The sequence below is a fragment of the Calderihabitans maritimus genome, from assembly GCF_002207765.1.
Classification (GTDB): Bacteria; Bacillota; KKC1; order Calderihabitantales; family Calderihabitantaceae; genus Calderihabitans; species Calderihabitans maritimus.
Map to the genome: position 1 here is coordinate 1 of NZ_BDGJ01000017.1, position 23,980 is coordinate 23,980.

Consider the following 23,980-nt stretch of genomic DNA (forward strand, 5'->3'; position numbering starts at 1 on the left):
GGTTCTCCCTTTTTTCGTCTTCTCCTGCTGCTATGGTAATCTATGGCTTTTACCTAGATTTATTTTACTGCTACTACATCTTGCCGCGATTTTCAATTACTTCCCTGGTATCCCTGGCGATCATTAATTCCTCGTTAGTGGGAATCACCCAGATCTTAACACGGGAATCTGCGGCTGAGATCTCTTTTTCCTCTCCCATTACTTTATTCTTGTCGAGATCTATCTTTAAACCCAGGTATTCCATTTCTTTACATATTTCTTCCCGGATCCGGGGGGAATTCTCTCCAATACCGGCGGTAAAAACTAACGCATCTATTCCATTGAGTACAGCCACATAGGCGCCAACGTACTTTTTGACATCGTGGGCAAAAATTTTCAGGGCCAACTGCGCTCTTTCATGACCTCTAGCTGCCGCTTCCTCCAGGTCACGGAAATCGCTGCTGATTCCGGAAATACCGAGCACTCCACATTCTTTATTTAAAAATTCATTTACTTCCTGAACAGTCATTTGTTTTTTCTCCATCAAAAAGGTTACTACGGCAGGGTCAATATCTCCGCAACGGGTACCCATAGTTAATCCCTCTAAAGGAGTAAAGCCCATACTGGTTTCCACTGACTGTCCGCCCCGGATAGCTGTAACACTGGCCCCATTTCCCAAGTGGCAGGTGACCAGCTTTAACTCTTCCAGCGCTCTTCCCATCAACTTTGACGCCCTTTGCGCCACATATTTATGAGAAGTGCCATGAAAACCGTATTTGCGAATGCCATATCTACGACCTAAGTCATAAGGAATACTGTACAAATATGCTTCGGGTGGCATGGTCTGGTGAAAAGCGGTATCAAAAACCGCCACCTGTGGCACATCGGGTAGAACTTTCTCAGCGGCTTCTATACCTACCAAGTTAGGAGGGTTATGTAAAGGAGCCAGCTCACTGAGTTCCCTAATGGCCTTTTTTACTTCGTCGTCGATGAGAACAGAAGAGGAAAATTTATCTCCGCCATGTGCTACCCGATGACCAACTCCGTCTATTTCCCCCATATCGCCTATCACACCATATCGGGTATCAGTCAGGGCTCGGAGGGCCTTTTGAACCGCTACTCGGTGGTCCGGAATCGGCTCCTCCCACTTCAGTTTCTGCTTCCCTGCAGGCTGATGATTGATCCGGGAACCTTCCAAGCCAATTCTCTCTATCAATCCCCGGGCAAGAACCGTTTCCGTGTTCATGTCGAAAAGACGGTATTTAATCGAAGAGCTACCGCAATTAATCACTAGTATCTTCAACGTATTCTCCCCCTTGTCCTGCGATTTAATTTCTGTCTGTATTTCGTCGCTGTTCCAGTACCTGCTTTATTGACGGCAAGGCATCCAAAGCCGCCTCCCGACCCAGGGCTATACACTCGGCCGCCAGGTCAAAGCGTGTTGGACCAATATGGGCCAAATCCGGTTGAATTATTACATCCGCTTCTAATACTTTGTGTTTCACCACCTCCCGATCAAGCAAGTCAATGGCATGAAGCATGATATCAAAAATGTTCTGAGCTTTTAACTCTTGATTCTCTGTTCCCCCGTATTTCACATCAACAGCAATTATCACTTCCGCACCCTGCTCTCGTAACACGCTCACAGGAATTCTTTCGAGAACTGCACCATCTACTAATACACGTCCATGCAATCTCTTAGGATGAAATATGCCGGGAATAGCAATACTTGCCCTTACTGCTTCTGCTACCGAACCCTTGTTAATTACAACTTTTTCTCCTTTCTCTATGTCAACGGCAACAGCGTAGAAAGGTATCCTTAGCTCATCAAAAGTCATTTTTTTGGTCAACAAATTTAGCAGCGCCTCAACTTTCTGGCCTTTGATAAGACCTATTCGAGGCACTGTAAGGTCTATAAACTGGCTAGATTTCAATTCCACGGCCAGTTTTTCAAGCATTTTAAGATCGGACCCGCATGCATACAAAGCACCAAACACACTGCCTATGCTGGAACCTGCTATCAGATGAACAGGTATTTGTGCTTCCTCTAAAACTTGCAGTACCCCTAAATGAGCCATGCCCCGGGCCGCCCCGGCTCCCAAGGCCAATCCCACTGTGGGTTCATTGCCCACGCCACCACCCCCAGGTTCTAACTCTTTTTTAGAATACCCTACCCGTGAAGTCTTTAAACTGCCGAAGCCCCCCTCTGGTCTAAAACCCTTCCCCTTTAAATATACATAATTGAACAAGTACCTATTCAAGGTTCCCCTGAAGGTGAAACTATGTCAGACTACTTTTACCGCAAAAATATATTTCGAGGGCAAATATTGTGGGTCTTGGTAGCCGTTCTATTTGCCGCTTCAATGGTAATTTACCCTCGAGAAGTTTTTCAGGCCTCCGTACGAGGCCTGGACACTTGGTGGCATATAGTATTTCCCGCGCTGCTTCCGTTTTTTGTCGTATCTGAACTTCTGATTAATTTTGGAGTGGTGGAAATTATTGGCGTGCTTTTGGAACCGCTAATGCGTCCTATATTTAATGTCCCTGGAGCTGGAGCGTTTGTTGTCGCTATGGGTTATACTTCCGGTTTTCCGATCGGCTCCTTGCTGACCGTTAAGCTGCGTAAAAAGCGTTTATGTACCAGATGTGAAGCTGAACGTTTGATGTCTTTTACCAATAATGCCAGTCCCCTGTTTATGTTCGGAGCTGTCGCCGTAGGTATGTTCAGCAACCCTTCCCTGGGCATTATCATTGCCGGGTCTCACTATCTGGCTAATCTTACTGTAGGCTTGATGCTTCGTTTCTGGGGAATTCGTGACAAAGAAAAAGTCTTCTCTCCACCGACTCAGGGTAACCTTCTAACTCAAACCTTCTACGCCCTAAAGAAAGTCCGGCAGCAACCAAAATCTCTCGGAAAACTCTTGGGGGAAGCCATAAAAAATTCCGTTGAAACTTTAATCCTTATAGGTGGGTTTATCATCCTTTTTTCTGCCTTCCTTGAAGTGCTGGCCTTATACGGAGTAATTGACTGGATATCCAAATTCCTTCTTCTGCTGCTAAACCCTATCGAGTTTAATCACGAACTAACGGATGCCTTGGCCAACGGTCTTTGGGAAGTAACTTTAGGCTCTAAAATGGCCAGCGAGGCTAACGCTCCCTTAACCTTGAAGGTGATGGCCGTCACCATGATCCTGGGATGGAGTGGGTTGTCGGTTCACGCCCAGGTAGCCAGCATTATTAGTGAAACAGATCTTCGCATGCTACCTTTTGTGATCTCTCGACTGCTCCAGGCTACCCTTTCTGCCATTTACGTCAATCTATTTTTAGGTCCCGCGCAACCGGTTATCTCCTACTTGAATTTAAGCCACCCGGCGTTCCCCGCTACCTGGTACGGAATGTGGTTGCACCAATTCCAACAGTCCGCCTTTCTCCTGTTAAAATCCTTCATCATTTTAGGGACTTTATCTTTGATATTGCTCATACCAAGTATACTAAAGAATACCCGTATTATAATCTGGCTACCGTTAAAAAACCTTTCTCTCCGGCGTAAATAGCTCTACCTCTTTAACTGACGTTTTTCACTTTACTGCTCTGTAATTCCTGGCGACCTTTGCGAATGATGGTAAGAGCCTTTTCCAGGTTTAATTCTAAATTGTTCAAAATGTCATCAGCATAATCGGCTGCTCCTATCTTAATCTCCCGGGCTACGTTCTTAGCCTGATTTATGATCTCTTCCGCCTGAGCATTGGCCTGCCTGGTTACCTCACTCTCGTTGGCCATTTTTTCAATTTCCTTTTTGGCTTCTTCAATTATCCTTTGTGCTTCCTCCTGAGCCTGCTGCAGCACCCGTTCCCTTTCTTTACTTATCCAGCGAGCCTGACGCAACTCTTCCGGCAGGGCAGCCCTGATATTATCTATCACCTCCAGCACTTCCTCAGCCATCAAAAGTATTTTCCCCGTCATGGGTATTCTGGTACTGTTTTCTATCATGTTCTCCAGTTGGTCCAGCAGCTTAAAAACGTCCATACCGCTCCCCCTCAAAATGTCTTTTCTCATTAATAACAAAAACTATAAAAACTAATTACGGTGTCACCATAGCGCCTTTGCCGCAGCAGTCCTAATGCTCCCATCTGTTCAGGAACTTCCTCCCGAGCGCCAGTTTCCAACACCGCAACCCCGTCCCTTTTCAGGAGGCTTAGTGCAACGATTTGACCAACGGCCTCCGTCGTCAGTTCCCATCCGTACGGTGGATCTACAAATATTATGTCGAAGACAAGTTTTTGCTGCTGAAGCCGTGGTAAGACCTTAAAAACATCTCCTCTTATAACTACTGCTTTTTCCAGCATTCCCACCCGTTGCAAATTTTCCGTAACAATTGCAGTCGCTTCAGACCGCTTATCGATGAAAACAGCTCGAGCCGCACCTCTACTCAATGCCTCGATTCCCATGCTGCCGCTTCCTGCAAACATGTCCAGAAACCAACTATCCAAAATTTTGTCACCCAGCATATTGAAAACGGCCTCTTTCACCCGGTCAGTAGTTGGCCGGCTACCGGAGCCTTTGGGAGATTTAAGTCGCATTCCCCTTGCCGTTCCTGCTATTACCCGCAAGGGAAGTCACCTCTTTTAGAATTATAGCATAAATTGGCGAATTAAACGATAAATTTTCCAGTTTGCCATTTATTTAAAAAATTTTTTTGTCACCATGAATAATTTTCCCTGAACCAGTTCATAATACTAATGCAAAACAAAATTAAAAGAAGAGCTTAGAGGTTATTTACCAAAATAACCCTCCCCCATGAGCTCTTCCTCCGGTTTCTCCTCTCCCGAGAAGGGCGGCTTTTAGCCGCCTTTCTTGCTGACAATAGCGACTCCATTACTGGTTCCAATGCGGTTAGCTCCGGCAGCCACCATAGCTCGAGCAGTGTTTAGCTCTCGTATGCCCCCTGCCGCCTTAATACCCATAGCCGAACCCACTACCTTCCGCATCAAAACCACATCTTCTACTGTGGCTCCGCCGGGACCAAACCCGGTAGAGGTCTTAACAAAATGCGCTCCCGCTCTTAAAGCAAGGAGACAAGCTTCCTTCTTTTCTTCCTCATCCAATAAAGCCGTTTCTATAATTACTTTAGTTAAAGCCGGCTCTGCCGCCTTCACCACAGCCTCTATATCCTTCTGTACCGTTTTAAAGTCGCCGGACTTAAGCGCACCTATATTTATCACCATATCTATCTCCTGAGCTCCAGCTGCTACCGCTTCCCGTGCTTCCGTTACTTTAACGCAAGTAGTAGTTGCTCCCAGGGGGAAACCAACTACTGTACAAACTTTCACCCGCGTTTTTTGTAAAATACTGACCGCCAGTGGTACATAATAGGGATTTATACAGACGGCATAAAAACCGTACTCCACAGCTTCCCGGCAAATTTTTTCAATATGAGCGGTAGTTGCTTCGGGCCTCAAGAGAGTATGTTCAATTAGACCGGCAATATCCTTTACATAGTCACCATTCTCCCGCAAGTAAGAAGCCTCCTTTACAATTACATAGGTTTCTTGGGCTTTTGCCATTCCTGGGCCTGAACCTGTAAGCGAGTGCTGCAACGCTCACATATAAAGGTAGCTGTTGGATTCTTAGCTATTCGTTGATAATCCTTGTGTACTTTGGTAATTTCATCCTTATGGCCACAAAGACTACATTTAACCTCCATATTTGCCCCTCCCGAAAGCTTTCACTTCTTACATTCATTTTAACATTGAAAAGTCACATCCTCTACCCTTAAATGGCCCAATCTAATCTCCTTCTCCTTTAATTACCGCCAACGGCGCAAGTTTTACTACTTTACGAGTTATACCTATAGAAGCCAAAGTATCTACCACCTGGTCGATATTTTTATAAGCCTGGGGCGCTTCGTCCAATAGGCGCGAAGGGCGCCGAGCCCGGTAAATAATGTCTCCCATACTCCGTTCAAATTCATCCATGCTTATAGATTTCCGAGCCGCTCGACGAGACAGGACCCTTCCTGCTCCGTGGTTGACCGAGTAATAAGTTTCTTCAGCCTCAGCCGTACCTACTACCACATAAGAACTACTTCCCATACTGCCGGGAATTATAGCCGGGTGACCTGTTTCTTTCAAACTCGGCGGATTAGCCGGATGTCCCGCAGGCAAAGCCCGCGTAGCACCTTTACGGTGTACAAGCAGTTTTTTTCCATCGTATAGCTCATATTTAGCAATATTATGGGCAATATCGTACACCACTTTGAGCCCTAAATTACCGGCATCAGTTTTATAAACTTCTTCAAAAGCTTCCCTAATATCATGAGTTATCAATTGTCTATTCGCAAAGGCAAAATTTACCGCACAAGCCATAGCCGCAAAATAATCCTTCCCTTCCCTGGACTGTATGGGTACTGCCGCCAGCCCTTTAGTGGGCAATTGAATTCCGTACCGCGGAGCAGCTTGGACCATAATTTCAGTGAAGTCGGTACATATTTGGTGACCTAATCCCCGGCTTCCCGTATGGATCATAACCGTAACCCTGCCCTGGGTTAAACCGAAAAACTCGGCCAGTGTCGGGTCATAGACTTCATTTACCACTCCTAACTCTATAAAATGGTTTCCTCCACCCAAGGTAGCCAACTGGTTGCTACGCTCCCAGGCTTCTTTGCTCAAAACCCCCGGCCGCGCGCCCGAAAGCCGGCCACCCTCCTCAATGGCTTCCAAATCTTCGGGCCAGCCATAACCTCTTTCCACCACTTCTACTGCTCCCTCATAAAATACCCTTTCTATAAGTTCACGCTTGATTTCCCGGTGCTTCGTAGCCTTGCCGACCCCTGCCGGAATTCTGGCCTCAATTGCTTCCAGCAGGGAAGTAAGCTTTCGGGTAGTAATATTGGCCGCCAAAAGATTGCTAGCAAGTAACCGGACGCCACAGTTAATATCCATTCCTACTGCACCGGCGGAAATGACACCATTTTCACCGTCGCTGGCCATTACTCCACCAATGGGTAGACCAAAACCTTGATGTATGTCAGGCATACCCAAAGGCGGGCCCGCCAGTCCCGGAAGACAGGCAGCGTCAGCCAGTTGCTGTAATGCTATCGGTTCATCAAAAATGGCCAAAAGTTCGCTGCTCAAATAGACTATCGCATCTACCAGCATCTTTCCTTCTCGCGGCAAACAATAACGGTTGGGACCGATTTTAACTAACTTCTTATTCACAGATACCTCTCCTTCTGGGATACAAAAAGAAAAACTTTAATTTTAGGTATAAATTTTCTTCTTTGGGAAACATTATACCAGAAGAAACAGTACATATAAAAGGAGTATCAAACTGTGAACAAACTACACTTGTACGAAAAGCTGGGAATACAGCTGGACTTGGCGTTAGAAGCCCATGAATTGTTACGCGGGGCAACACGACGAGAAATTCCCGGAGTCCGGGAAGAAAAAGAAACTTTCGAACATGCTTCAGTGACTACTGTAACTATTCTCAATGAAGAAGGAGCCCAGCAGATGGGACGTCCGCCCGGCTCATATATTACTATCGAAGCACCAGGTATCCGCCATAATAACAAAGCTGTTCACCGAAGTATTGCCGAAATTTTGGCCCAAAAATTAGAGTTTCTAATGAAGGAGCTAAATATAGGCACAGACGCTTCTGTGTTACTGGTAGGATTGGGTAACTGGGATGCAACACCAGATGCTCTGGGACCCCGGGTAATCAACCATACCATGGTTACCCGCCACTTATACCACTACGCTCCGGAAACAGTTAAAGGATTGCGTTCCGTAGCTGCTTTAGCACCTGGAGTATTAGGAATAACCGGAATCGAAACAGCCGAAATCGTGAAGGGTGTAGTTGAGAAAACTAAGCCGGATCTAATTATTGCCGTGGACGCTTTAGCCGCCAGCAATCTGGAGCGAATCAGCACTACCATTCAATTGGCCAATACGGGAATCAATCCCGGTTCGGGTATCGGTAATCGCAGAGCAGGTATTAATCAGGAAACTATGGGCGTCCCCGTCATTGCCATTGGAGTTCCTACCGTAGTAAACGCAACTGTTTTTGTTTTTGAAGCATTTGCCCGGCTGTTTCAAAAACACCCTGAAGTAAGGCAGAAGGTACCAGACCAAACCGTTCAAAATATCACTTCTAATTTGCTGGCGCCTTTTGAAGGAAAATTAACTGTAACTCCCAAAGAAATTGACGATTTGATCAAAAACGTATCCTGGATTATCGCTTCAGGCCTGACTATGGGACTGCACCCGGCCATAGGCCCGGAAGAGTACGCCATGTATCTCCAATGAACAAATCAAAATAACAAATAAAAAAGCGGGCTAAGCCCGCCTGCCAAGCCCGCTATTTGAAACACGTTATCTGGGTTGCTGTTGCTGAGCCAGCGACTGTTCATAGGCCTGGATCATTCTGCGGACCATGGCGCCACCAACTGCTCCACAGTCCCGAGAAGTCAAGTTGCCCCAGTAATCACCTTCTTTGACATTGAGCCCAACTTCAGTAGCCGCTTCATACTTGAACTGTTCCATTGCCCTGCGGGCTTCAGGAACCAAGATTTGATTACGTTTTTGTCCAGCGCCCATTCCAGTCTCACCTCCTTTGCTGTTGTATTTTTAGTATTGCTCTACCCATCGTTTTTATACCCGGCTGCGGCTAGAAGTATTTCCCTCGCGATGTATGACGAAACTCTATCTCTAATTCTTACCTTCATTTCTCTCTGCAGTTGGACTGTTATGGTTTTAAATTTTAAACGGTAGATTTATTGTAGTTAGCAAAACACTCTCATTAAACTACCATTTTTCAACAAAAAATAAAAAAGCCCGTGCGGGCTTAATAAGATTAGATTTCTGAAAACAAAATCAAATCTTTAAATCGGAAAACTTACTAATAACTGCTCGGTATAGAGGCTGCCACGCCGGTTCGCTCAATTCGGGGTCACTTTTTAACAGTAACTCGGCTTCTTCCCGGGCTCGAACCAATATAGAAGCATCCCGCAGAAGGTCGGCAGCTTTGAAATCAGGAATACCATGTTGGCGGGTTCCAAAAAACTCTCCCGGACCCCTAAGCTTTAAATCTTCCTCCGCTATGGCAAAACCGTCCGTGCTACGAATCATTATGCTGATACGGGCACGGGCCTCTGGTGTTTGCGGATTACCCATAAGCAAACAGTAAGACTGGTGCCTACCTCTTCCGATTCGGCCCCGCAGTTGGTGCAATTGGGCAAGGCCGAACCGTTCCGTTCCTTCAATTACCATTACCGAAGCATTTGGTACGTCAACACCTACTTCCACTACCGTGGTAGTAACCAAAATTTGTATGTCCCCTTGCCGGAAGGCTTCTATAACCCTTTCTCTTTCCTCCGTCGGAAGTCTACCGTGCAGCATTCCCACTCTATAGTGTTTGAATATTTGTTGCAATTTTCCTGTCATCTCTTCGACTGCTTCTCCTTCTATTACTTCTGATTCTTCAATCAAAGGACATACTACATAGGCCTGTCTACCTTGACGGATTTGTTTTTCGATAAATTGATAAACTTTTGGTCGCTTCTTTTCAGGTACATAACGGGTAATCACCGGTTTACGCCCGGGCGGCAGTTCGTCAATAACAGAAGTATCCAGATCTCCATACAAAGTCATAGCTAGAGTCCTGGGTATGGGAGTGGCCGTCATAACTAAAACGTCGGGATTATACCCTTTCTGCTGAAGGGCAGCCCGCTGACGGACACCAAATCGATGCTGTTCATCAATTACCACCACGGTTAAAGCGCGAAAAGTAACTTCCTCCTGAATGAGGGCATGGGTTCCAATTACTATTTGCGTTTCCCCGGTGGCTATGGCTTCCAGTAAAGCATCTTTCTCCTTCTTACTCATTTTGCCCGTTAACAATCCGACTCTTATTCCCATGGGAGCTAAAAGTTTGCGCAAATTTAGAAAATGTTGTTCGGCCAGAATCTCCGTCGGGGCCATGAGAGTTCCCTGATATCCGCACTCTACAGCTTTCAGCAGGGCTACTGCCGCCACCGTTGTTTTCCCCGAACCGACATCACCCTGTACAAGACGCGACATAGGTTTTGGGCTTTCCATATCCCGCAAGACTTCTCTTATTACTCTCTTTTGAGCTCCGGTTAGCTCGTAAGGTAGAGTTCTCACAAAAGGGCCTATCAGCTCTTTTTGAGAAATATGCCTGATACCTCGTTTGTCATTGACCTTAGCTCTTTTACGCAAGACCAACCCCAGTTGAAGCATAAGCAATTCCTCAAAAGCTATCCGTTCCCGGGCTAGTTGTTGCTGGTCTAAATCCTCAGGAAAATGCATTTGCCACAACGCCTTCTCCAGGACGGGATAATTAAGTTTCCTAATCAAGCTGTCTGGCAAAAGTTCAGGTAATCTGCCGGCCCACTCCTTCAGTGCCTGGTACATGAGGTTGCGCAAAAAACGTTGCGTTATTTTTTCCGAAGCAGGATAAACAGGTACAATACGCCCCGTATGAAGGGTATCACGCCCTTCCAGCAGTTCGTATTCATATACCATTATTTCAGTAACACCAAATTTGCGTTCAATCTTGCCGTTGACCAGCAGTGGAAGCCCCCGGGTAATTTCTTTCTTAACATAAGGCTGGTTAAACCAAACAGCGTAAGCAATTGCCGTTCCATCGGTAACTTTCGCCTTGGTAATTGTTAGGCGAGGCCTGGGGTTCAGCTCTTCCAGTCCTATAACTCGCACTTTTAACGTAAGAGTTTCTCCCGTTGTAACATCGGCCAGACGTTTAAATATGCGCCTGTCTTCATAACGACGGGGAAAATGATATAATAGATCTCCAACGGTTTCTATTCCTAATTTTTTTAATAAAGCGGCTCTTCTAGGTCCCACTGTTTTCATATACTGCACCGGGAATCGAAAAGGGTCGGTCACTCGTTCCTGACTTCCCTTCGGTTCTCTTTCCATTATTGGGTTCTCCTCCGATTTTCCCTGCCGCCCCCTAACCCTCTTGCTCCGCTAGAGAGATATTTTGACTGGCCAGTTCGTTTAAGTCTTTCAGTAACATTTCCAAGTCTATCCCATGCATTCTAGCACCGTCTTCCAAGGTTTCGTTCATGGCCGCCATGCACTCCATACAACCCATTCCATGTTTTAAGAAAGCCTCCCGGGTCGCAGGATATTTTTGTAATACTTCCATAACCGTCATATCTTTTAAAATCATTTTATCCCCCCTCCAAAAACTCTCTCGTACCCCTTTCTTGCCAAACCGGTAAAAATTTGATAGAATACAAAAGGTGTTTCAATCTGCAGGGTTTAGCTGGAAACCTAAGGAGGTGTAACCATCCATGGCTAGAAAATGCGAAATTTGCGGCAAGGGAATTTCAACGGGGCATAAGGTTAGTCACTCCAATATCAAGACTAAACGGACTTGGGCCCCTAACGTACACAAAGTCCGGGCAATTGTTGATGGATCTCCCCGAAAAATAACGGTATGTACGCGCTGTCTGCGTTCGGGAAAGGTACAGCGCGCCGTGTAATTTAAAAACTCTTCCCAGGGCAACAGGGGTTGGTATGAACCAACCCTTTTTGCTTTGTCACCCTCTTGTAACTTCTTAAAAAGATAACTCCTTAAAAACTTCTTCTCTATATACATCTATAATAGTTACTCCTCGGTCTTCCACCAACGCTACTGTTTTTCTCTTGTCCTCGTCTTTAGGCAAACTGCAACTACCCGGATTTAAGAACACGGTATCCTCTTTGACATCTAAGAAAGGCACATGGGTATGTCCGGAAATATACATGTCCACCCGAAACCTTTGTGCCATTTCTTGCGCCTGCTCCCCATTAATTCCGTGCCCGTGATGAACCAAAAAACGTCTTCCTTCATGTTGGAAAAAGACATAAGACGATTGTAGAGGGTATTCCAGCACCAGCTGGTCAACGTCTGCATCACAGTTTCCCCTAGCGATTAACAGAGGAATTGGCAACTGATTCAACATTTCCGCCAGCCGGGCCGGGTTATAGCCGGGGACTATAGGATTTCGAGGACCGTGATAAAGTACATCCCCGGCGTGGACAATCAGTTCGACATCCCTGAAAATATTGTTCATCACCTTTTCCCAAGTACTGGCATCTCCATGGGTATCACTGACCACTCCTATTTTCACTACAGACCCCCCTCTACTTTAACGTCAGCTCCGAATCTGTCGCAACAAATTGGCCATTTCTATAGCCGACAAAGCAGCATCCCAACCTTTATTACCCGCCTTACTTCCCGCCCTTTCAATGGCCTGCTCAATGGTATCGGCAGTAATCACCCCAAAAACAACAGGTACTTCCAGTTCCAATGAGGTCTGGGCAATACCCTTAGCTACTTCACTGGCTACATATTCAAAATGAGGAGTAGCCCCTCGGATAACCGCTCCCAGACATACAACGGCATCGTATCCCCGGCGGGCTAAAATTTTAGCGGTCAAAGGAATTTCAAAAGCACCAGGCACCCAAACCAAATCGATATTTTCTTCTGCCGCGCCGTGACGCTTTAAGGCGTCCATAGCTCCACTCAAAAGTTTACTGGTGATAAACTCATTGAAGCGACCGACGACTAGAGCTATTTTCAAACCTTCAGCAATAAGTTTCCCTTCGTAAGTTCTGATCACCTTCTAAACCTCCCTAGTTCGACACTTTTTTCTTAGTTGACGTTTAAAAGATGTCCTAACTTATTCTTTTTAGTAACTAGATAACGGCGATTGTTCGCATTGGGCGAAATCTCTAAAGGAATTCTTTCGACCACTCGAAGGCCATATCCTTCTAATCCGGCAATTTTCCTAGGGTTGTTGGTTAAGAGCTTAATTTCCCGGATGCCTAGATCGACCAGGATTTGAGCACCAATACCGTAATCTCTAAGATCGGCAGGAAAACCTAGAGCTTCGTTGGCCTCTACTGTATCCTTACCTTCATCCTGAAGTTTATACGCTCTAATCTTGTTAACCAAACCGATACCTCTACCCTCCTGCCTCATATAAAGCAAAACTCCCTTTCCTTCGCGCTCAATCATTTGCATGGCAGCGGCCAACTGCTCACCGCAATCACAGCGTCGGGAACCAAAAACATCACCGGTCAAACACTCGGAATGGACCCTCACCAGCACCGGTTCTCGGCCGTCAATTTCTCCTTTAACTAGGGCAATATGACATTCCCCGTCCAAAATGTTTTCATAAGCAACCGCGATGAAATCTCCATACCGGGTAGGCAAACGCGTATTCTCTACCCGCCGCACTAGTTTTTCCGTACGACGCCGGTACTCAATCAAATCGGCAATTGTGATTATCTTTAACTGGTGTTTTCTAGCAAAGTTTATTAACTGGGGTACCCGAGCCATGGTTCCGTCGTCGTTCATTATCTCGCATATAACTCCAGCCGGGTAGAGTCCTGCCAGTCTGGCCAAATCGACCGCTGCTTCCGTGTGACCGGCACGCCGAAGGACACCTCCGTCCTTGGCTCGCAGAGGGAAAATGTGCCCGGGACGCCTCAAGTCCTGGGGACGGGTGTTGGAATCCAGCAAAGCCTTTACCGTCAGAGCTCGCTCATGGGCAGAAATGCCGGTAGTAGTATACTTGCTATCTACCGAAACGGTAAAAGCGGTTTCATGATTGTCAGTATTATGGGTAACCATAGGTTGAATATCCAGCTCATCCAATCTTTCCCCTATCAAAGGTACGCAGATAAGTCCTCGCCCGTAGGTGGCCATGAAATTGATGGCTTCGGGGGTAACCTTCTCCGCCGCCATTACTAAATCGCCTTCATTTTCCCGGTCTTCATCATCAACCACGATCACCATTTTCCCTTGTCGAATATCCTCGATAGCCTCTTCTACGGTATTGAACGGGAATTTCTTCTGTTTCATCTTCTCACCCTCCTCGCACTCTAATTCACGATTCATCTATGAAACCATGCTCCTTTAAAAAGCTGATGTCGATCCCTCGTCTCTCGGGCTTTTCACGGTAACTCCGAAGAAAACGTTCCACATACTTGGCAATCATATCAATTTCCAGGTTCACCCGATCACCAATCCTTTTATAACCCAAGGTAGTTACTTTCCTAGTATGAGGTATTAAAGAAACAGCAAAACTTTCTTCCCCTACCTCGGTTACAGTTAAGCTTACTCCGTCTACCGCCACCGACCCTTTCGGCACTAGATACCGCGTTATTTCATACGGAGCTCCTATCCTGGTTACCAGAGCGATATCTTCCTTAAACTGCTGCTCAATCATTCCAACTCCGTCAATATGACCGCTGACCAGGTGCCCTCCCAACCGGCCACCCAAGGCCAAAGCTCTTTCGAGGTTGACCTTGTCCCCCGGCCTTAGATCGGCCAAGTTAGTTTTTCTTAATGTTTCCGCCATCACTTCTACCGTAAAAGTATGCCGGTTAAATTCCACAACCGTCAGACAAACTCCATTAACGGCAATGCTGTCACCCAATCGCACATCTTCCAGTATCGCAGATGCATTTATAGTTAAGTTAGCCGATGCCTGTCCCCTTTCTATTTTTTGAACCGTTCCTAATTCTTCTACCAGTCCGGTAAACATCTAATCCTCTCCTTTGCGGATGTAAGCAGATATCAGCACATCTGCCCCTATCGTGGTCACTTCTACTTCGTGTAAAAGTAGTGCTTCCTGCATCTTTTCTATACCTCTTCCTCCCACCGGTCCGGGAGCTAAACTGCCGCCAATAATTTTGGGGGCAATAAACATCAATATTTTATCTACAATTCCCGCTTCTATGGCCGAAGCGTTTAATTGGGCCCCGCCTTCCAGTAAAACGCTTATTATACCCCGCTGACCAAGCAGCATCATTAAATGGTTAAGATCTACCCTAGAATCCTTGTGGTTAACGGTTAACACTTCCACCCCTTTATCCTCTAACACCTTTTTTCTCTCTGGGTCGGCCAAATTCGTAGTAGCCACGATGGTAGGAGCGGAAGATTTTTCGCTGATATTAACCACTTTGGCCTCGAGAGGAATCCTTAAGCGGCTGTCTACAATAACGCGGACCGGGTCCCGGCCCTGTCCTTCCGGTAGTCGGGTAGTCAAAAGAGGGTCGTCGGCGAGCACCGTACCTACCCCTACCATTATAGCATCATATTGATCCCGTAGTTGGTGTACATATTCCCGGGCCAGAGGACCCGTAACCCACCGGGAATCACCGGTAACGGTGGCAATCTTACCGTCCAGGGTCATAGCCCCTTTTAAAGTTACAAAAGGAAACCCGGTAGTGATGTGTTTTATGAAAAACTCGTTTAATTTCCTGGCTTCCTCCTCCAATACACCAACTTTAACTTTTATCCCGGCCGCCTTCAAGTGTGCCAAACCTCTACCCGCCACCTTCGGGTTTGGATCTACCATCGCCGCCACTACTCTTTTAATACCGGCTTTTATAATTGCCTCACTACAGGGAGGAGTTCTGCCATAATGGGAACACGGCTCCAAATTCACATAAAGGGTCGCTCCTTCGGCCTCCTTCCCTGCTTCCCGCAGGGCAAGTATTTCCGCATGAGGGGTCCCGGCCTTCCGATGATATCCTCGGCCGATGACTCTCCCCTCTTTGACAATGAGCGCGCCTACGGCGGGATTGGGACTGGTTCGACCCAATCCATTACGCGCCAGATTTAGTGCTTCTCGCATAAAAAATTCATCCATGGTTACTACTCCTCTCAACAAGAAGCCCCGGAGTTTCCCCCGGGGCAGAAATGCACGACGAATGAGGTACACTTTATATTTGTACCTGGTTAAAAATATCGCCTGCCTTCCTTCTCCCCTCCAGACTTTCACTGTCGGCCCTGGATTTTCACCAGGTCAACCCGTCACTTACTGATACAACCCTAGCTTTAATGAAAAGGAATAACTTCACCTTGAAACTCTCTACGGGTATAGGATGAAAATGTTAGTAAGTGCCGGGCTCGCGGGCTGACCGTAACAGGATCACCGCCGGTAAGGAATTTCACCTTTCCCCGAAGGATGCAAGAGAATTCTTATTCAATTATAATATTTAAACCGATTATAACATTAATAATGAAAAAGCGTCAAGTTTAGGTATTAACGGACATTCTAAGGGTTCTTACTGCTTTTTCTATATCGTTGGCACCAAATATGGCTGATCCCGCTACCAAAACATTGGCCCCTGCCCTGACTGCCTGCAAGGCCGTTTCAGCATTAATTCCCCCATCAACCTCAATATCTATATTTAAATTCTCATCATCCAGCATCTTTTTTAGTTGAACAATCTTTCTTATTACCGCAGGAATAAACTTCTGGCCACCAAATCCTGGATTTACAGTCATCAGCAATACCATATCCACTTCTGCCAGAACGTGCTCAATAGAACTCAAAGGAGTTGCTGGATTTAAAGCCACCGCAGGTCTGGCCCCCAATTCTTTAATAGTTTCTAGCGTCCGGTGCAGGTGACGACAGGCTTCCACATGTACCGAAATAAGATCTGCCCCTGCCGCAACGAAAGATTCTAAATAACGTTCCGGTTCATCGATCATCAGGTGTACGTCAAAAGGAAGTTGAGAATTTTGACGTAAACTCTTTATAATCCCCGGGCCAAAAGTAATATTGGGAACGAAATGTCCATCCATAACATCCAGATGCAGGTAATCAACCCCGGCCCTTTCTACTGCCTGTACCTGCTCGGCCAAACGGCTAAAATCGGCAGACAATATCGACGGTGCTATCTTGACCATAATTAATACTTCCTTTCATTCTCGATAATTTCTTCTAGGAATTGCCGGTAACGGGAATAACGTCCCGCATCAATGGTGCCTTTTGATACCGCTTCCTTTACGGCACAGTCGGGCTCCTTGTAATGGAGACAGACGGAAAACCGGCACTGCCCCAACATTTTATCCATTTCGGGGAAAAAGGTTGCAAATTCTTCCCGGCGAATATTTGGTAGGTTTAGACGGCTAAACCCGGGAGTATCTGCCACCAAACCGCCGAAAGACAGTTCGAGCAGTTCCACATGTCGGGTTGTATGTCTTCCCCTCTGTGCTTTCCGACTGATCTGGCCGGTTTTCAGAGAAAGTCCCGGCTCTACCGCGTTCAACAGACTCGACTTACCTACTCCTGAGGGTCCAGCAAACACGGAAATGGTATCCTTAAGAGCTTTCTTCAATTGATCAAGGCCTTCACCCGTTTTAACACTGCTTACTATAACTCTATATCCAATATGGGCATAGAGTTCCGCAACCGAGCGTTCCTGGGTTAAGTCCGATTTGTTGAAGCAAATCAGGGGAGTTACCGAAGCTGCTTCCGCCAGGATTAACAGTCTGTCCAACAATACCAGATCAGGTTCCGGCTGCGTCAAAGCCATTACAATTACTGCCTGCTCTACATTGGCCACCGGAGGGCGTATCAACTCTGTTTCACGAGGCAGTACCTCTTCAATCACTCCCTGCCGGTCATTTAACACCGTAATCTTGACCCTGTCTCCGGCAATAACTTCTTTTTTATGCCGCCGAAAGCGGCCTCGCAGCTTGCATTCCCGCACCGTACTACCGGTTTTGACGTAGTAAAAGCCACCATATCTTTTGATTACGATCCCTTCTTGCATATCTCCCCTTAAGAAACCGGCACCTCCTGCTTGAAAACCAGCCTGTCATCGAGATAAATCTGAATTTCCCCCTCGCCGTAATAAGGTATCAATTCTATTATTAAATCACCAGGGTCATGCACCCTTTCGTATTCAAGGTGCGAGCCTTTCCGGTCTACCACCACTATGCTTACTTTACGCTTTTTGTCACCGGCCGGTACAGAAACTTTTACGGTCGCCGTCTCAGGCGAAGGACCGGGCCCCTGACTCACTATTAAATTCACTGTATGCCCTTGTAAAATGGGGTCTCCCGGATTTACGTCCTGACTCATAACCTGGCCGGAAAAATATTCCCGGCTCTCATCATAGCTTATCACTCCCAATTCCAGTACTGACTCTTGCAACCGCTTTTTAGCTTCCTCCAGGGTCAAGCCTCTTAAATCCGGCATTTCAATATATCGCGGCTCCGGACCTTTGCTGACTACCAACTTTACTACCGTGCCTTCAGGGTGAATCGTACCACCTTCAGGCTCCTGTCTTATCACCCGTCCCTCTTCTATTTCCGGATGAAACATCTTTTCCGTTTCCCCAGCAACACGGAAGTTAAAATTGGTCAGCTCAATTCTGGCCGCCCTTTCAGTCATCCCTACTACGTTCGGAACTTCCCTTAAAAGCGGTCCCTCACTGACAATTAATTCCACCGGTCGCAGGCGCTTTATCCTTTCTCCCGGTTCCGGATTTTGATCCATAACACTTCCTTTGGGAATGCTGGGATGATGTCGTCTGTCTATTACTTTAAATTTCAGCCCTTTTTCCTTCAACTTGCCCTCAGCCGCCGCCAGGGGCATGTTGATAACCCGAGGAACCTCCACCTCCGCCACATATAAATAATTCTTGACTGCCCGATAAGCTACTAAACCTGCACCAATTACGCAGGCCAATAAGATCGCTACCAGTAGTACCCGTACCCAGGGTCGCAACTTCCTCTTGCGGCGTTTCTCCCGAATAGGTTCCGCTACCGTTTTATTTATCGCCGGCATAACCAAGGTGTCTTCTTCCTCGCGCCGGTCCCAGTGAGCAGGATAGCGAAACTCGCGCAAATCCGCCGCCAGTTCTCCAGCCGATTCATAGCGTTCCTCCGGGCGTTTGGCCAGAGCTTTTAAAATTACTGCTTCTACGCTAGGCGGAAGGTCGGGATTAAGTTCCCGTGGAGGTGTAGGTTCAGATTGGATATGTTTTAAAGCGACGGAAATAGGACTTTCTCCTGAAAAAGGCAGTTTTCCGGTTAACATCTCATACATAACTACCCCTAAAGAATAGAGGTCTGATTTAGCTCCCGTTGCTTCACCTCTGGCTTGTTCTGGAGATATATAATGAACCGACCCTACTATAGTACCCGTGTAGGTAACGGTAGCCGTAGTCGGCGCTTTGGCAATACCAAAATCAGTAACTTTAACTCTTCCTGCTGGGGTGACTAAAATGTTATGAGGTTTTATATCCCGGTGAACAATTCCGTTTTCGTGGGCATGATCTAGAGCATCACAGATCTGCGTTACAATGTTAATAGCATTCCTTACGTCCAGGGGTGCCTTCTCCCGGATAATCTCCTTGAGCGTGCGACCTTCCACATATTCCATTACCAGATAATGTAGACCATCTTCCTCACCGACATCAAAGATGCTCACAATATTAGGATGAGAAAGACTGGCTACAGCCTGGGCTTCCCGCTGAAATCTTCTCACGAAATCTTCATCGCTTGCATGCTGCTCCCTTAATACCTTAATAGTAACCATCCGGTTTAAGAGGGTATCTCTCCCCTTATAAACGACGGCCATTCCTCCGCCGCCTAGTTGCTCGAGAATTTCATAGCGACTTTTTAAGAGTTTACCTATCAAAGCCTTCACCTGCCAACAGTAAAACGGGATACTTATCCGGCTCCCCATCATTCATATCTAGCTAAAACAACCGTTATGTTGTCATATCCGCCCCGCTGCAAACCTAAATTTATCATTTCCTGTACCGCACTTTTTAAATTATGACACTTTCGAATCAACCGATACATTTCTTCCTCAGAAACTAAATTAAACAGACCGTCTGTACAGAGCAAGATAAGGTCACCCTTCTCTAGGGGGAACTTCATAACATCAACCTTCACCTGTTCTTCTGTCCCCAGGGCCCGCGTAAGAATATTTCGATGAGGGTGGCATCTCGCTTCTTCCTCAGTAATACTGCCATTTCGCACTAATTCGCCCACCAGGGAATGATCTTGAGTAAGCAACTCTATTCCGTCCTGTTTTACCAGATAAGCTCGACTATCGCCTACATGGGCTAGAGTTAAACAATTATCGGTAACCAAAACAGCGGTGACCGTAGTTCCCATTCCCAAATGTTGTTTGCTCTTATGAGCATAACGATAAATCAACGCGTTGGCTCGCTGAACGGCTTCTCTCAGTTTGCCAGCCGGATCCTGCGAAACATCGGCCATTTCTAGATATTCTTTTATCGCCGTAACCGCCAACCGACTAGCTACTTCACCGGCCCGGTGCCCCCCCATCCCGTCTGCTACAACCAAAAGACCCCGAGCCTCATCTATTATGTAACAGTCTTGGTTGTCCTCTCGCACCAGCCCGGTATTGGTCAAAGCCTCTACCTGCATGTCCCCACCCCGCTAGAAATATCATAAACTATCCCACTTACCCAAACAAAGAATTTCTACCTGCAGAAATCTTCTCCTCTTTCATGCGCTATGTTTTCAACTAACTGTATAATTTGCCGCGTAATTGACCGCAGGCGGCGTCAATATCGGCACCTTTTTCTTCTCTTAATACTGCAGGAATACCCTCTTCTTCTAGCATCTGCATAAAGTTTCTTACGGATTTAAAAACAGGCTTCCTAAATCCAGTTTCCTTGATCGGGTTTAAGGGAATGACATTAACGTTTGCCAGCATTCCTTTTAGAAGGGAAGCCAGCTCCCGGGCATCCCTTTCACTATCGTTTATCCCTCCGATCAAGACGTATTCAAAGGTTATCCTTCTACCCGTCTCCCGGACGTAGTACCGACAAGCATCCAAAAGGTCCCGTAAAGGATACTTGCGATTAACAGGCACTAGCCAATTGCGTAGTTCATCCCTAGCTGCGTGAAGAGATACCGCCAGAACCAAAGGCATCTTCTCTCGAGCTAGTCTTTTTATTTTCGGAACGATACCGCAAGTGGAAACGGTGATTCTGCGCCATCCTATATTTAAACCCAAGGGATGATTTAAAATTTTTATAGCTTTGACCACATTATGGTAATTTAGCAGCGGTTCCCCCATGCCCATAAAAACCACATTGGTAACCCTCTGGCCTTTCTGTCTTAGTTCTAACTCTACGTTAAGCACCTGCCCAACGATCTCGGCCACTTCCAAGTTTCTCACCAGCCCTCCCTGGCCGGTGGCACAAAAAGCACAACCTACCCCACATCCAACCTGAGTAGAAAGACAAACGGTGTACCTTTCCCGCTGCTCCCTACCCGTATAAGTCATCAGTACAGTTTCAATAGCATTACCATCAGAAAGCCCCAGCAGGTATTTTACTGTATCATCCCGCCGGGACACTTGACGTTCTAAAGGTTTTAAAGTACCTATTTCGGTTTCTTCTTTCAAACAGGCAATAAGTTTCTGGGGTAAATTGGTCATTTTGCCCCAGTCAGTTATCCCTTTCTGGTGAACCCATTGAAAAAGTTGCCGTGCGTTATACTTTTTTCCGTGCAACTTAAGTACAAGCTCTTCCATCTCTTCAAGATTTAAGTTCCGAAGATCTCTCGTAGGCTCCATATATTTTTTCCCTGCCGATTTTCTTAATATATTTCATATTATACCTGTAACCGAAAAGAAAGCAAAGCCAACCAAAAAAAGGTGGTTCGAGCCACCCCAGACCGTCATTTAAGTTCCTTTGGAAAACGGATGATAGAAAGAATTTGTCCCAGATAGGTTGTTACATGCCAAAGCTTTAACTATAGCAGACCTATCCCCATGTTTTTGACATTCTTCCTAGTAAAACCACGAAAGCCGGTCATTTACCATTTTTGATTAGTCGGGCCAGGAAAAAGCCGTCCGTTCCGTGAACATGAGGTAGCAATTGGATATACCCTTTAGCGGCCATTCTTCGATCTTCCTCCCGTTCTAAAGGAAAAGGTAAGAACTTACTTAAATCCTGAGTTTTAAATCCCGGGTGTTTTTCTTTAAATTTCTCTATAACTAAATAATTTTCCTCTGGTTCCAGGGTACAAGTAGAATAAACCAAAATTCCCCCTGGGCGCAGGCAATTTGCAGCACCATCGAGAATTTCCAATTGCAGCTTCTGCAACTCAAGAATTTTCTCAGGGTTTTTTCGCCAGCGGGCGTCCGGTCTCCGCCGCAGCACTCCTAATCCCGAACATGGTGCATCAATCAGCAGGTAATCCGCCTGTCCAGGATATCTTTCCCCAAGTAGCCGTGCGTCTCCTAGCTGTACCTCCACAATATCGATTCCCAACCGACGGCAATTATCTTCAATTAATTTCAGTCGATGCGGGTGTATATCCCAGGCTATGATCTTCCCCCGATTACCCATCAGCTGAGCCATATGCGTCGTCTTCGAACCCGGGGCAGCACAGGCATCTATCACAAAACTGCCGGCTTCCGGCTTCAGGACGTGAGCAGCCAGCATGGAAGCTTCATCCTGCAGCATGAATAATCCCTGCCGGAAAGAAGCCAGCTCATCTAGACCGCTGAATTCAGCAATCCGTAAACCTTCCGGTACATAGGGGCTTTGTTGAACTTCAATTCCTTCCTGCTGCAGCCGGCAAGCCAGTTCTTCTCTACTCACTTTCAAAGTATTTGCTCTAATACAGTTTACTGCCGGCCGGTTATTAGCCCGGCATAAGGCGACAGTTTCCTCTATGCCATACCTTTCCAACCACCTTCGGACCATCCATTCCGGGTGGTAGTAAACGAGAGATATATGAGTGACAGGGTCTTCATCCAGAGAAGGAAATTCTACTTGATTAAGATTCCGGGCAATATTCCGCAAGACACCATTCACAAACTTAACTAAACCCGCATGCCCGTATTTCTTGGCCAGCTCAACCGATTCGTTTACGGCAGCAGAGACGGGGACTTTATCCAGATACATTATCTGGTAAAGCCCCATCCGCAAGATCAAACGTATTCTGGGAGGAATCCTCCCTAAATCTCTCTTTACAAATTGCCGCAGTACCCAGTCGAGCGTACCTTTGGTTCGAACAGTACCATATACCAATTCCGTAAGGAAACTGCGTTCTAAGGACGGCAAATGAACCCGCGATAACAACTTGCCTAAGGCTAAATTTGAGTAAGCACCCTGTTCCTCAATTTCATAGAGTACTCCCAACGCTAGCTGGCGCGGCGACACAGAATATTTCTTTTTCATGCTTCAACCGTCCTCGTTTGGCCTAGAATCATTCCCGGCTCCATTCGGCAACCTCTCAAAAAATCAGCGGCAGGCATCTTTTTTTTGCCTCGACGTTGAACTTCCGTAACCATGACACTTCCATCATGACCGGTGGCTACTATAAATCCTCTTTCCTCTATCCCTATCAACTGGCCCGGGATAACCTTCCTACGACCCGATGGTCGTTCAATTACCTCTGCCCGCCATATTTTCAATATTTCGTTATCCCGGAAAGTAGTGTACGCTCCGGGCCACGGATTCATACCCCGCACTTGATTTACGATTTCTTCTGCTCTCCGGTGCCAGTCAATCAGTTCATCCCTCCTGGTTAGAGGTGGAGCATAAGTAGCCTGAGATTCATCCTGAGGGATGCGGGGAGCTCTTCCCTCTTCTATTAATGTAATGCTCCGCAGCAAAACTTCCGCCCCCAATGTGGCCAAGCGGTCATGAATTTCGCCTGCCGTAGCCTGGGCAGGAATAGGAATGGCCTCCTGCAAAATAATATCACCGGTGTCTAATCCCTCGTCCATAAACATAGTAGTAATTCCTGTCTCCTTTTCTCCGTTTATAATAGCTCGGTGTATTGGTGCAGCCCCTCGATATTTAGGAAGGAGTGAAGCATGAACATTAATACATCCCGCAGGAGGGAGTTGCAACACTTTCAGGGGCAGAATCTGGCCGAAAGCGACCACAACTATTAGCTGTGGGTTCCACTGCTTAAGGGTTTCAATTGTCTCCTCGCTTCCCACCTTTTCTGGTTGAATTACTGGCAATTTGTATTTTAAAGCCAATTCTTTTACCGGTTGTGCCGCTAATTTCCTGCCTCGCCCTCGGGGCCGATCTGGTTGGGTCACCACACCAACTATTTCATGTTTGCTTTCTTGCAATGCCTGGAGACTGGGAACCGCAAAATCAGGTGTTCCCATGAAAACTACTCGCATCTTAACCCACCCCAACCAAGA

The 23,980-nt window shown here is 46.5% G+C and carries 25 protein-coding genes and 1 riboswitch; of the genes, 3 read left to right on the forward strand and 22 right to left on the reverse strand.

Features of this window, described 5'->3' with window-relative positions; genetic code table 11:
* Window positions 1-73: 73 nt before the first annotated feature.
* Together KKC1_RS02530 and KKC1_RS02535 are read right to left on the reverse strand one after the other, a co-directional pair.
* Complete coding sequence (locus KKC1_RS02530; RefSeq protein ID WP_088552938.1) at window positions 74-1,282, reverse strand: acetate/propionate family kinase; 1,209 nt, start codon at window positions 1,280-1,282, stop codon at window positions 74-76.
* 25 nt (window positions 1,283-1,307) lie between these two features.
* Complete coding sequence (locus KKC1_RS02535; protein ID WP_088552968.1) at window positions 1,308-2,111, reverse strand: patatin-like phospholipase family protein; 804 nt, start codon at window positions 2,109-2,111, stop codon at window positions 1,308-1,310.
* A 150-nt stretch (window positions 2,112-2,261) separates the two neighbouring features.
* Between KKC1_RS02535 and ylbJ the strand changes: the two genes are divergently transcribed.
* Window positions 2,262-3,533 (forward strand): sporulation integral membrane protein YlbJ, encoded by a 1,272-nt coding sequence (gene ylbJ / locus KKC1_RS02540; RefSeq protein ID WP_088552939.1) that lies wholly within the window; start codon window positions 2,262-2,264, stop codon window positions 3,531-3,533.
* A gap of 10 nt (window positions 3,534-3,543) precedes the next feature.
* On the opposite strand, the gene KKC1_RS02545 is transcribed toward ylbJ, so the two are convergent.
* From KKC1_RS02545 to KKC1_RS02565, 5 genes are all read right to left on the reverse strand, one after another.
* Window positions 3,544-4,005: an ATPase gene (locus KKC1_RS02545; RefSeq protein ID WP_088552940.1), complete on the reverse strand. Its 462-nt coding sequence runs from the start codon at window positions 4,003-4,005 to the stop codon at window positions 3,544-3,546.
* 29 nt (window positions 4,006-4,034) lie between these two features.
* On the reverse strand, window positions 4,035-4,589 hold the full coding sequence (gene rsmD, locus KKC1_RS02550; RefSeq protein WP_088552941.1) for a 16S rRNA (guanine(966)-N(2))-methyltransferase RsmD: 555 nt from the start codon (window positions 4,587-4,589) through the stop codon (window positions 4,035-4,037).
* A 231-nt stretch (window positions 4,590-4,820) separates the two neighbouring features.
* Window positions 4,821-5,495 (reverse strand): deoxyribose-phosphate aldolase, encoded by a 675-nt coding sequence (deoC, locus tag KKC1_RS02555; RefSeq protein ID WP_238134168.1) that lies wholly within the window; start codon window positions 5,493-5,495, stop codon window positions 4,821-4,823.
* Between the two features lie 20 nt (window positions 5,496-5,515).
* Window positions 5,516-5,683: a DUF2197 domain-containing protein gene (locus KKC1_RS02560; protein ID WP_088552943.1), complete on the reverse strand. Its 168-nt coding sequence runs from the start codon at window positions 5,681-5,683 to the stop codon at window positions 5,516-5,518.
* 82 nt (window positions 5,684-5,765) lie between these two features.
* Window positions 5,766-7,196: an RtcB family protein gene (locus KKC1_RS02565; RefSeq protein WP_305790365.1), complete on the reverse strand. Its 1,431-nt coding sequence runs from the start codon at window positions 7,194-7,196 to the stop codon at window positions 5,766-5,768.
* Window positions 7,197-7,310: 114 nt separating this feature from the next.
* On the opposite strand from KKC1_RS02565, the gene gpr reads away from it, so the two are divergent.
* On the forward strand, window positions 7,311-8,285 hold the full coding sequence (gene gpr, locus KKC1_RS02570; protein WP_088552944.1) for a GPR endopeptidase: 975 nt from the start codon (window positions 7,311-7,313) through the stop codon (window positions 8,283-8,285).
* A 66-nt stretch (window positions 8,286-8,351) separates the two neighbouring features.
* On the opposite strand, the gene KKC1_RS02575 is transcribed toward gpr, so the two are convergent.
* The 3 genes from KKC1_RS02575 to KKC1_RS02585 form a co-directional block, all read right to left on the reverse strand.
* Window positions 8,352-8,576 carry an alpha/beta-type small acid-soluble spore protein gene (locus KKC1_RS02575; RefSeq protein ID WP_088552945.1) on the reverse strand — a complete coding sequence of 75 codons (225 nt, stop codon included), beginning with the start codon at window positions 8,574-8,576 and terminating at the stop codon, window positions 8,352-8,354.
* A 276-nt stretch (window positions 8,577-8,852) separates the two neighbouring features.
* Entirely contained in the window at window positions 8,853-10,937 is a 2,085-nt protein-coding gene (recG, locus tag KKC1_RS02580) for an ATP-dependent DNA helicase RecG (protein WP_088552946.1), read from the reverse strand.
* Between the two features lie 34 nt (window positions 10,938-10,971).
* Window positions 10,972-11,193 (reverse strand): DUF1858 domain-containing protein, encoded by a 222-nt coding sequence (locus KKC1_RS02585; protein ID WP_088552947.1) that lies wholly within the window; start codon window positions 11,191-11,193, stop codon window positions 10,972-10,974.
* A 124-nt stretch (window positions 11,194-11,317) separates the two neighbouring features.
* On the opposite strand from KKC1_RS02585, the gene rpmB reads away from it, so the two are divergent.
* Window positions 11,318-11,509, forward strand: a complete 192-nt coding sequence (rpmB, locus tag KKC1_RS02590; protein WP_088552948.1) for a 50S ribosomal protein L28 — start codon at window positions 11,318-11,320, stop codon at window positions 11,507-11,509.
* A 75-nt stretch (window positions 11,510-11,584) separates the two neighbouring features.
* Here rpmB and yfcE read toward each other — a convergent pair whose 3' ends face one another.
* The 12 genes from yfcE to fmt form a co-directional block, all read right to left on the reverse strand.
* Window positions 11,585-12,139, reverse strand: coding sequence for a phosphodiesterase (gene yfcE, locus KKC1_RS02595; RefSeq protein WP_088552949.1), 555 nt, complete (start codon window positions 12,137-12,139; stop codon window positions 11,585-11,587).
* Window positions 12,140-12,163: 24 nt separating this feature from the next.
* Window positions 12,164-12,628, reverse strand: a complete 465-nt coding sequence (ribH, locus tag KKC1_RS02600; protein ID WP_088552970.1) for a 6,7-dimethyl-8-ribityllumazine synthase — start codon at window positions 12,626-12,628, stop codon at window positions 12,164-12,166.
* A 35-nt stretch (window positions 12,629-12,663) separates the two neighbouring features.
* Complete coding sequence (locus KKC1_RS02605) at window positions 12,664-13,878, reverse strand: bifunctional 3,4-dihydroxy-2-butanone-4-phosphate synthase/GTP cyclohydrolase II (protein WP_088552950.1); 1,215 nt, start codon at window positions 13,876-13,878, stop codon at window positions 12,664-12,666.
* Window positions 13,879-13,903: 25 nt separating this feature from the next.
* A complete protein-coding gene (locus KKC1_RS02610) occupies window positions 13,904-14,563 on the reverse strand; it encodes a riboflavin synthase (RefSeq protein WP_088552951.1) in 660 nt (219 codons plus the stop codon).
* Window positions 14,564-15,673 (reverse strand): bifunctional diaminohydroxyphosphoribosylaminopyrimidine deaminase/5-amino-6-(5-phosphoribosylamino)uracil reductase RibD, encoded by a 1,110-nt coding sequence (ribD, locus tag KKC1_RS02615; RefSeq protein ID WP_088552971.1) that lies wholly within the window; start codon window positions 15,671-15,673, stop codon window positions 14,564-14,566.
* A gap of 104 nt (window positions 15,674-15,777) precedes the next feature.
* Window positions 15,778-15,996, reverse strand: a riboswitch (FMN riboswitch).
* Window positions 15,997-16,062: 66 nt separating this feature from the next.
* Complete coding sequence (gene rpe, locus KKC1_RS02620; protein ID WP_088552952.1) at window positions 16,063-16,719, reverse strand: ribulose-phosphate 3-epimerase; 657 nt, start codon at window positions 16,717-16,719, stop codon at window positions 16,063-16,065.
* 2 nt (window positions 16,720-16,721) lie between these two features.
* Window positions 16,722-17,588 (reverse strand): ribosome small subunit-dependent GTPase A, encoded by an 867-nt coding sequence (gene rsgA, locus KKC1_RS02625; protein WP_088552953.1) that lies wholly within the window; start codon window positions 17,586-17,588, stop codon window positions 16,722-16,724.
* A gap of 8 nt (window positions 17,589-17,596) precedes the next feature.
* Window positions 17,597-19,462: a Stk1 family PASTA domain-containing Ser/Thr kinase gene (gene pknB, locus KKC1_RS02630; RefSeq protein ID WP_088552972.1), complete on the reverse strand. Its 1,866-nt coding sequence runs from the start codon at window positions 19,460-19,462 to the stop codon at window positions 17,597-17,599.
* 47 nt (window positions 19,463-19,509) lie between these two features.
* Window positions 19,510-20,223, reverse strand: coding sequence for a Stp1/IreP family PP2C-type Ser/Thr phosphatase (locus KKC1_RS02635; protein ID WP_088552954.1), 714 nt, complete (start codon window positions 20,221-20,223; stop codon window positions 19,510-19,512).
* A 100-nt stretch (window positions 20,224-20,323) separates the two neighbouring features.
* Window positions 20,324-21,382, reverse strand: a complete 1,059-nt coding sequence (rlmN, locus tag KKC1_RS02640; protein WP_088552955.1) for a dual-specificity RNA methyltransferase RlmN — start codon at window positions 21,380-21,382, stop codon at window positions 20,324-20,326.
* Window positions 21,383-21,620: 238 nt separating this feature from the next.
* Entirely contained in the window at window positions 21,621-22,997 is a 1,377-nt protein-coding gene (rsmB, locus tag KKC1_RS02645; RefSeq protein WP_088552956.1) for a 16S rRNA (cytosine(967)-C(5))-methyltransferase RsmB, read from the reverse strand.
* The gene (gene fmt, locus KKC1_RS02650; protein ID WP_088552957.1) at window positions 22,994-23,959 is read right to left on the reverse strand and encodes a methionyl-tRNA formyltransferase; all 966 of its coding nucleotides are present in this window, start codon (window positions 23,957-23,959) and stop codon (window positions 22,994-22,996) included. The genes rsmB and fmt overlap by 4 nt, the downstream gene beginning before the upstream one ends.
* Between the last annotated feature and the right edge of the window lie 21 nt (window positions 23,960-23,980).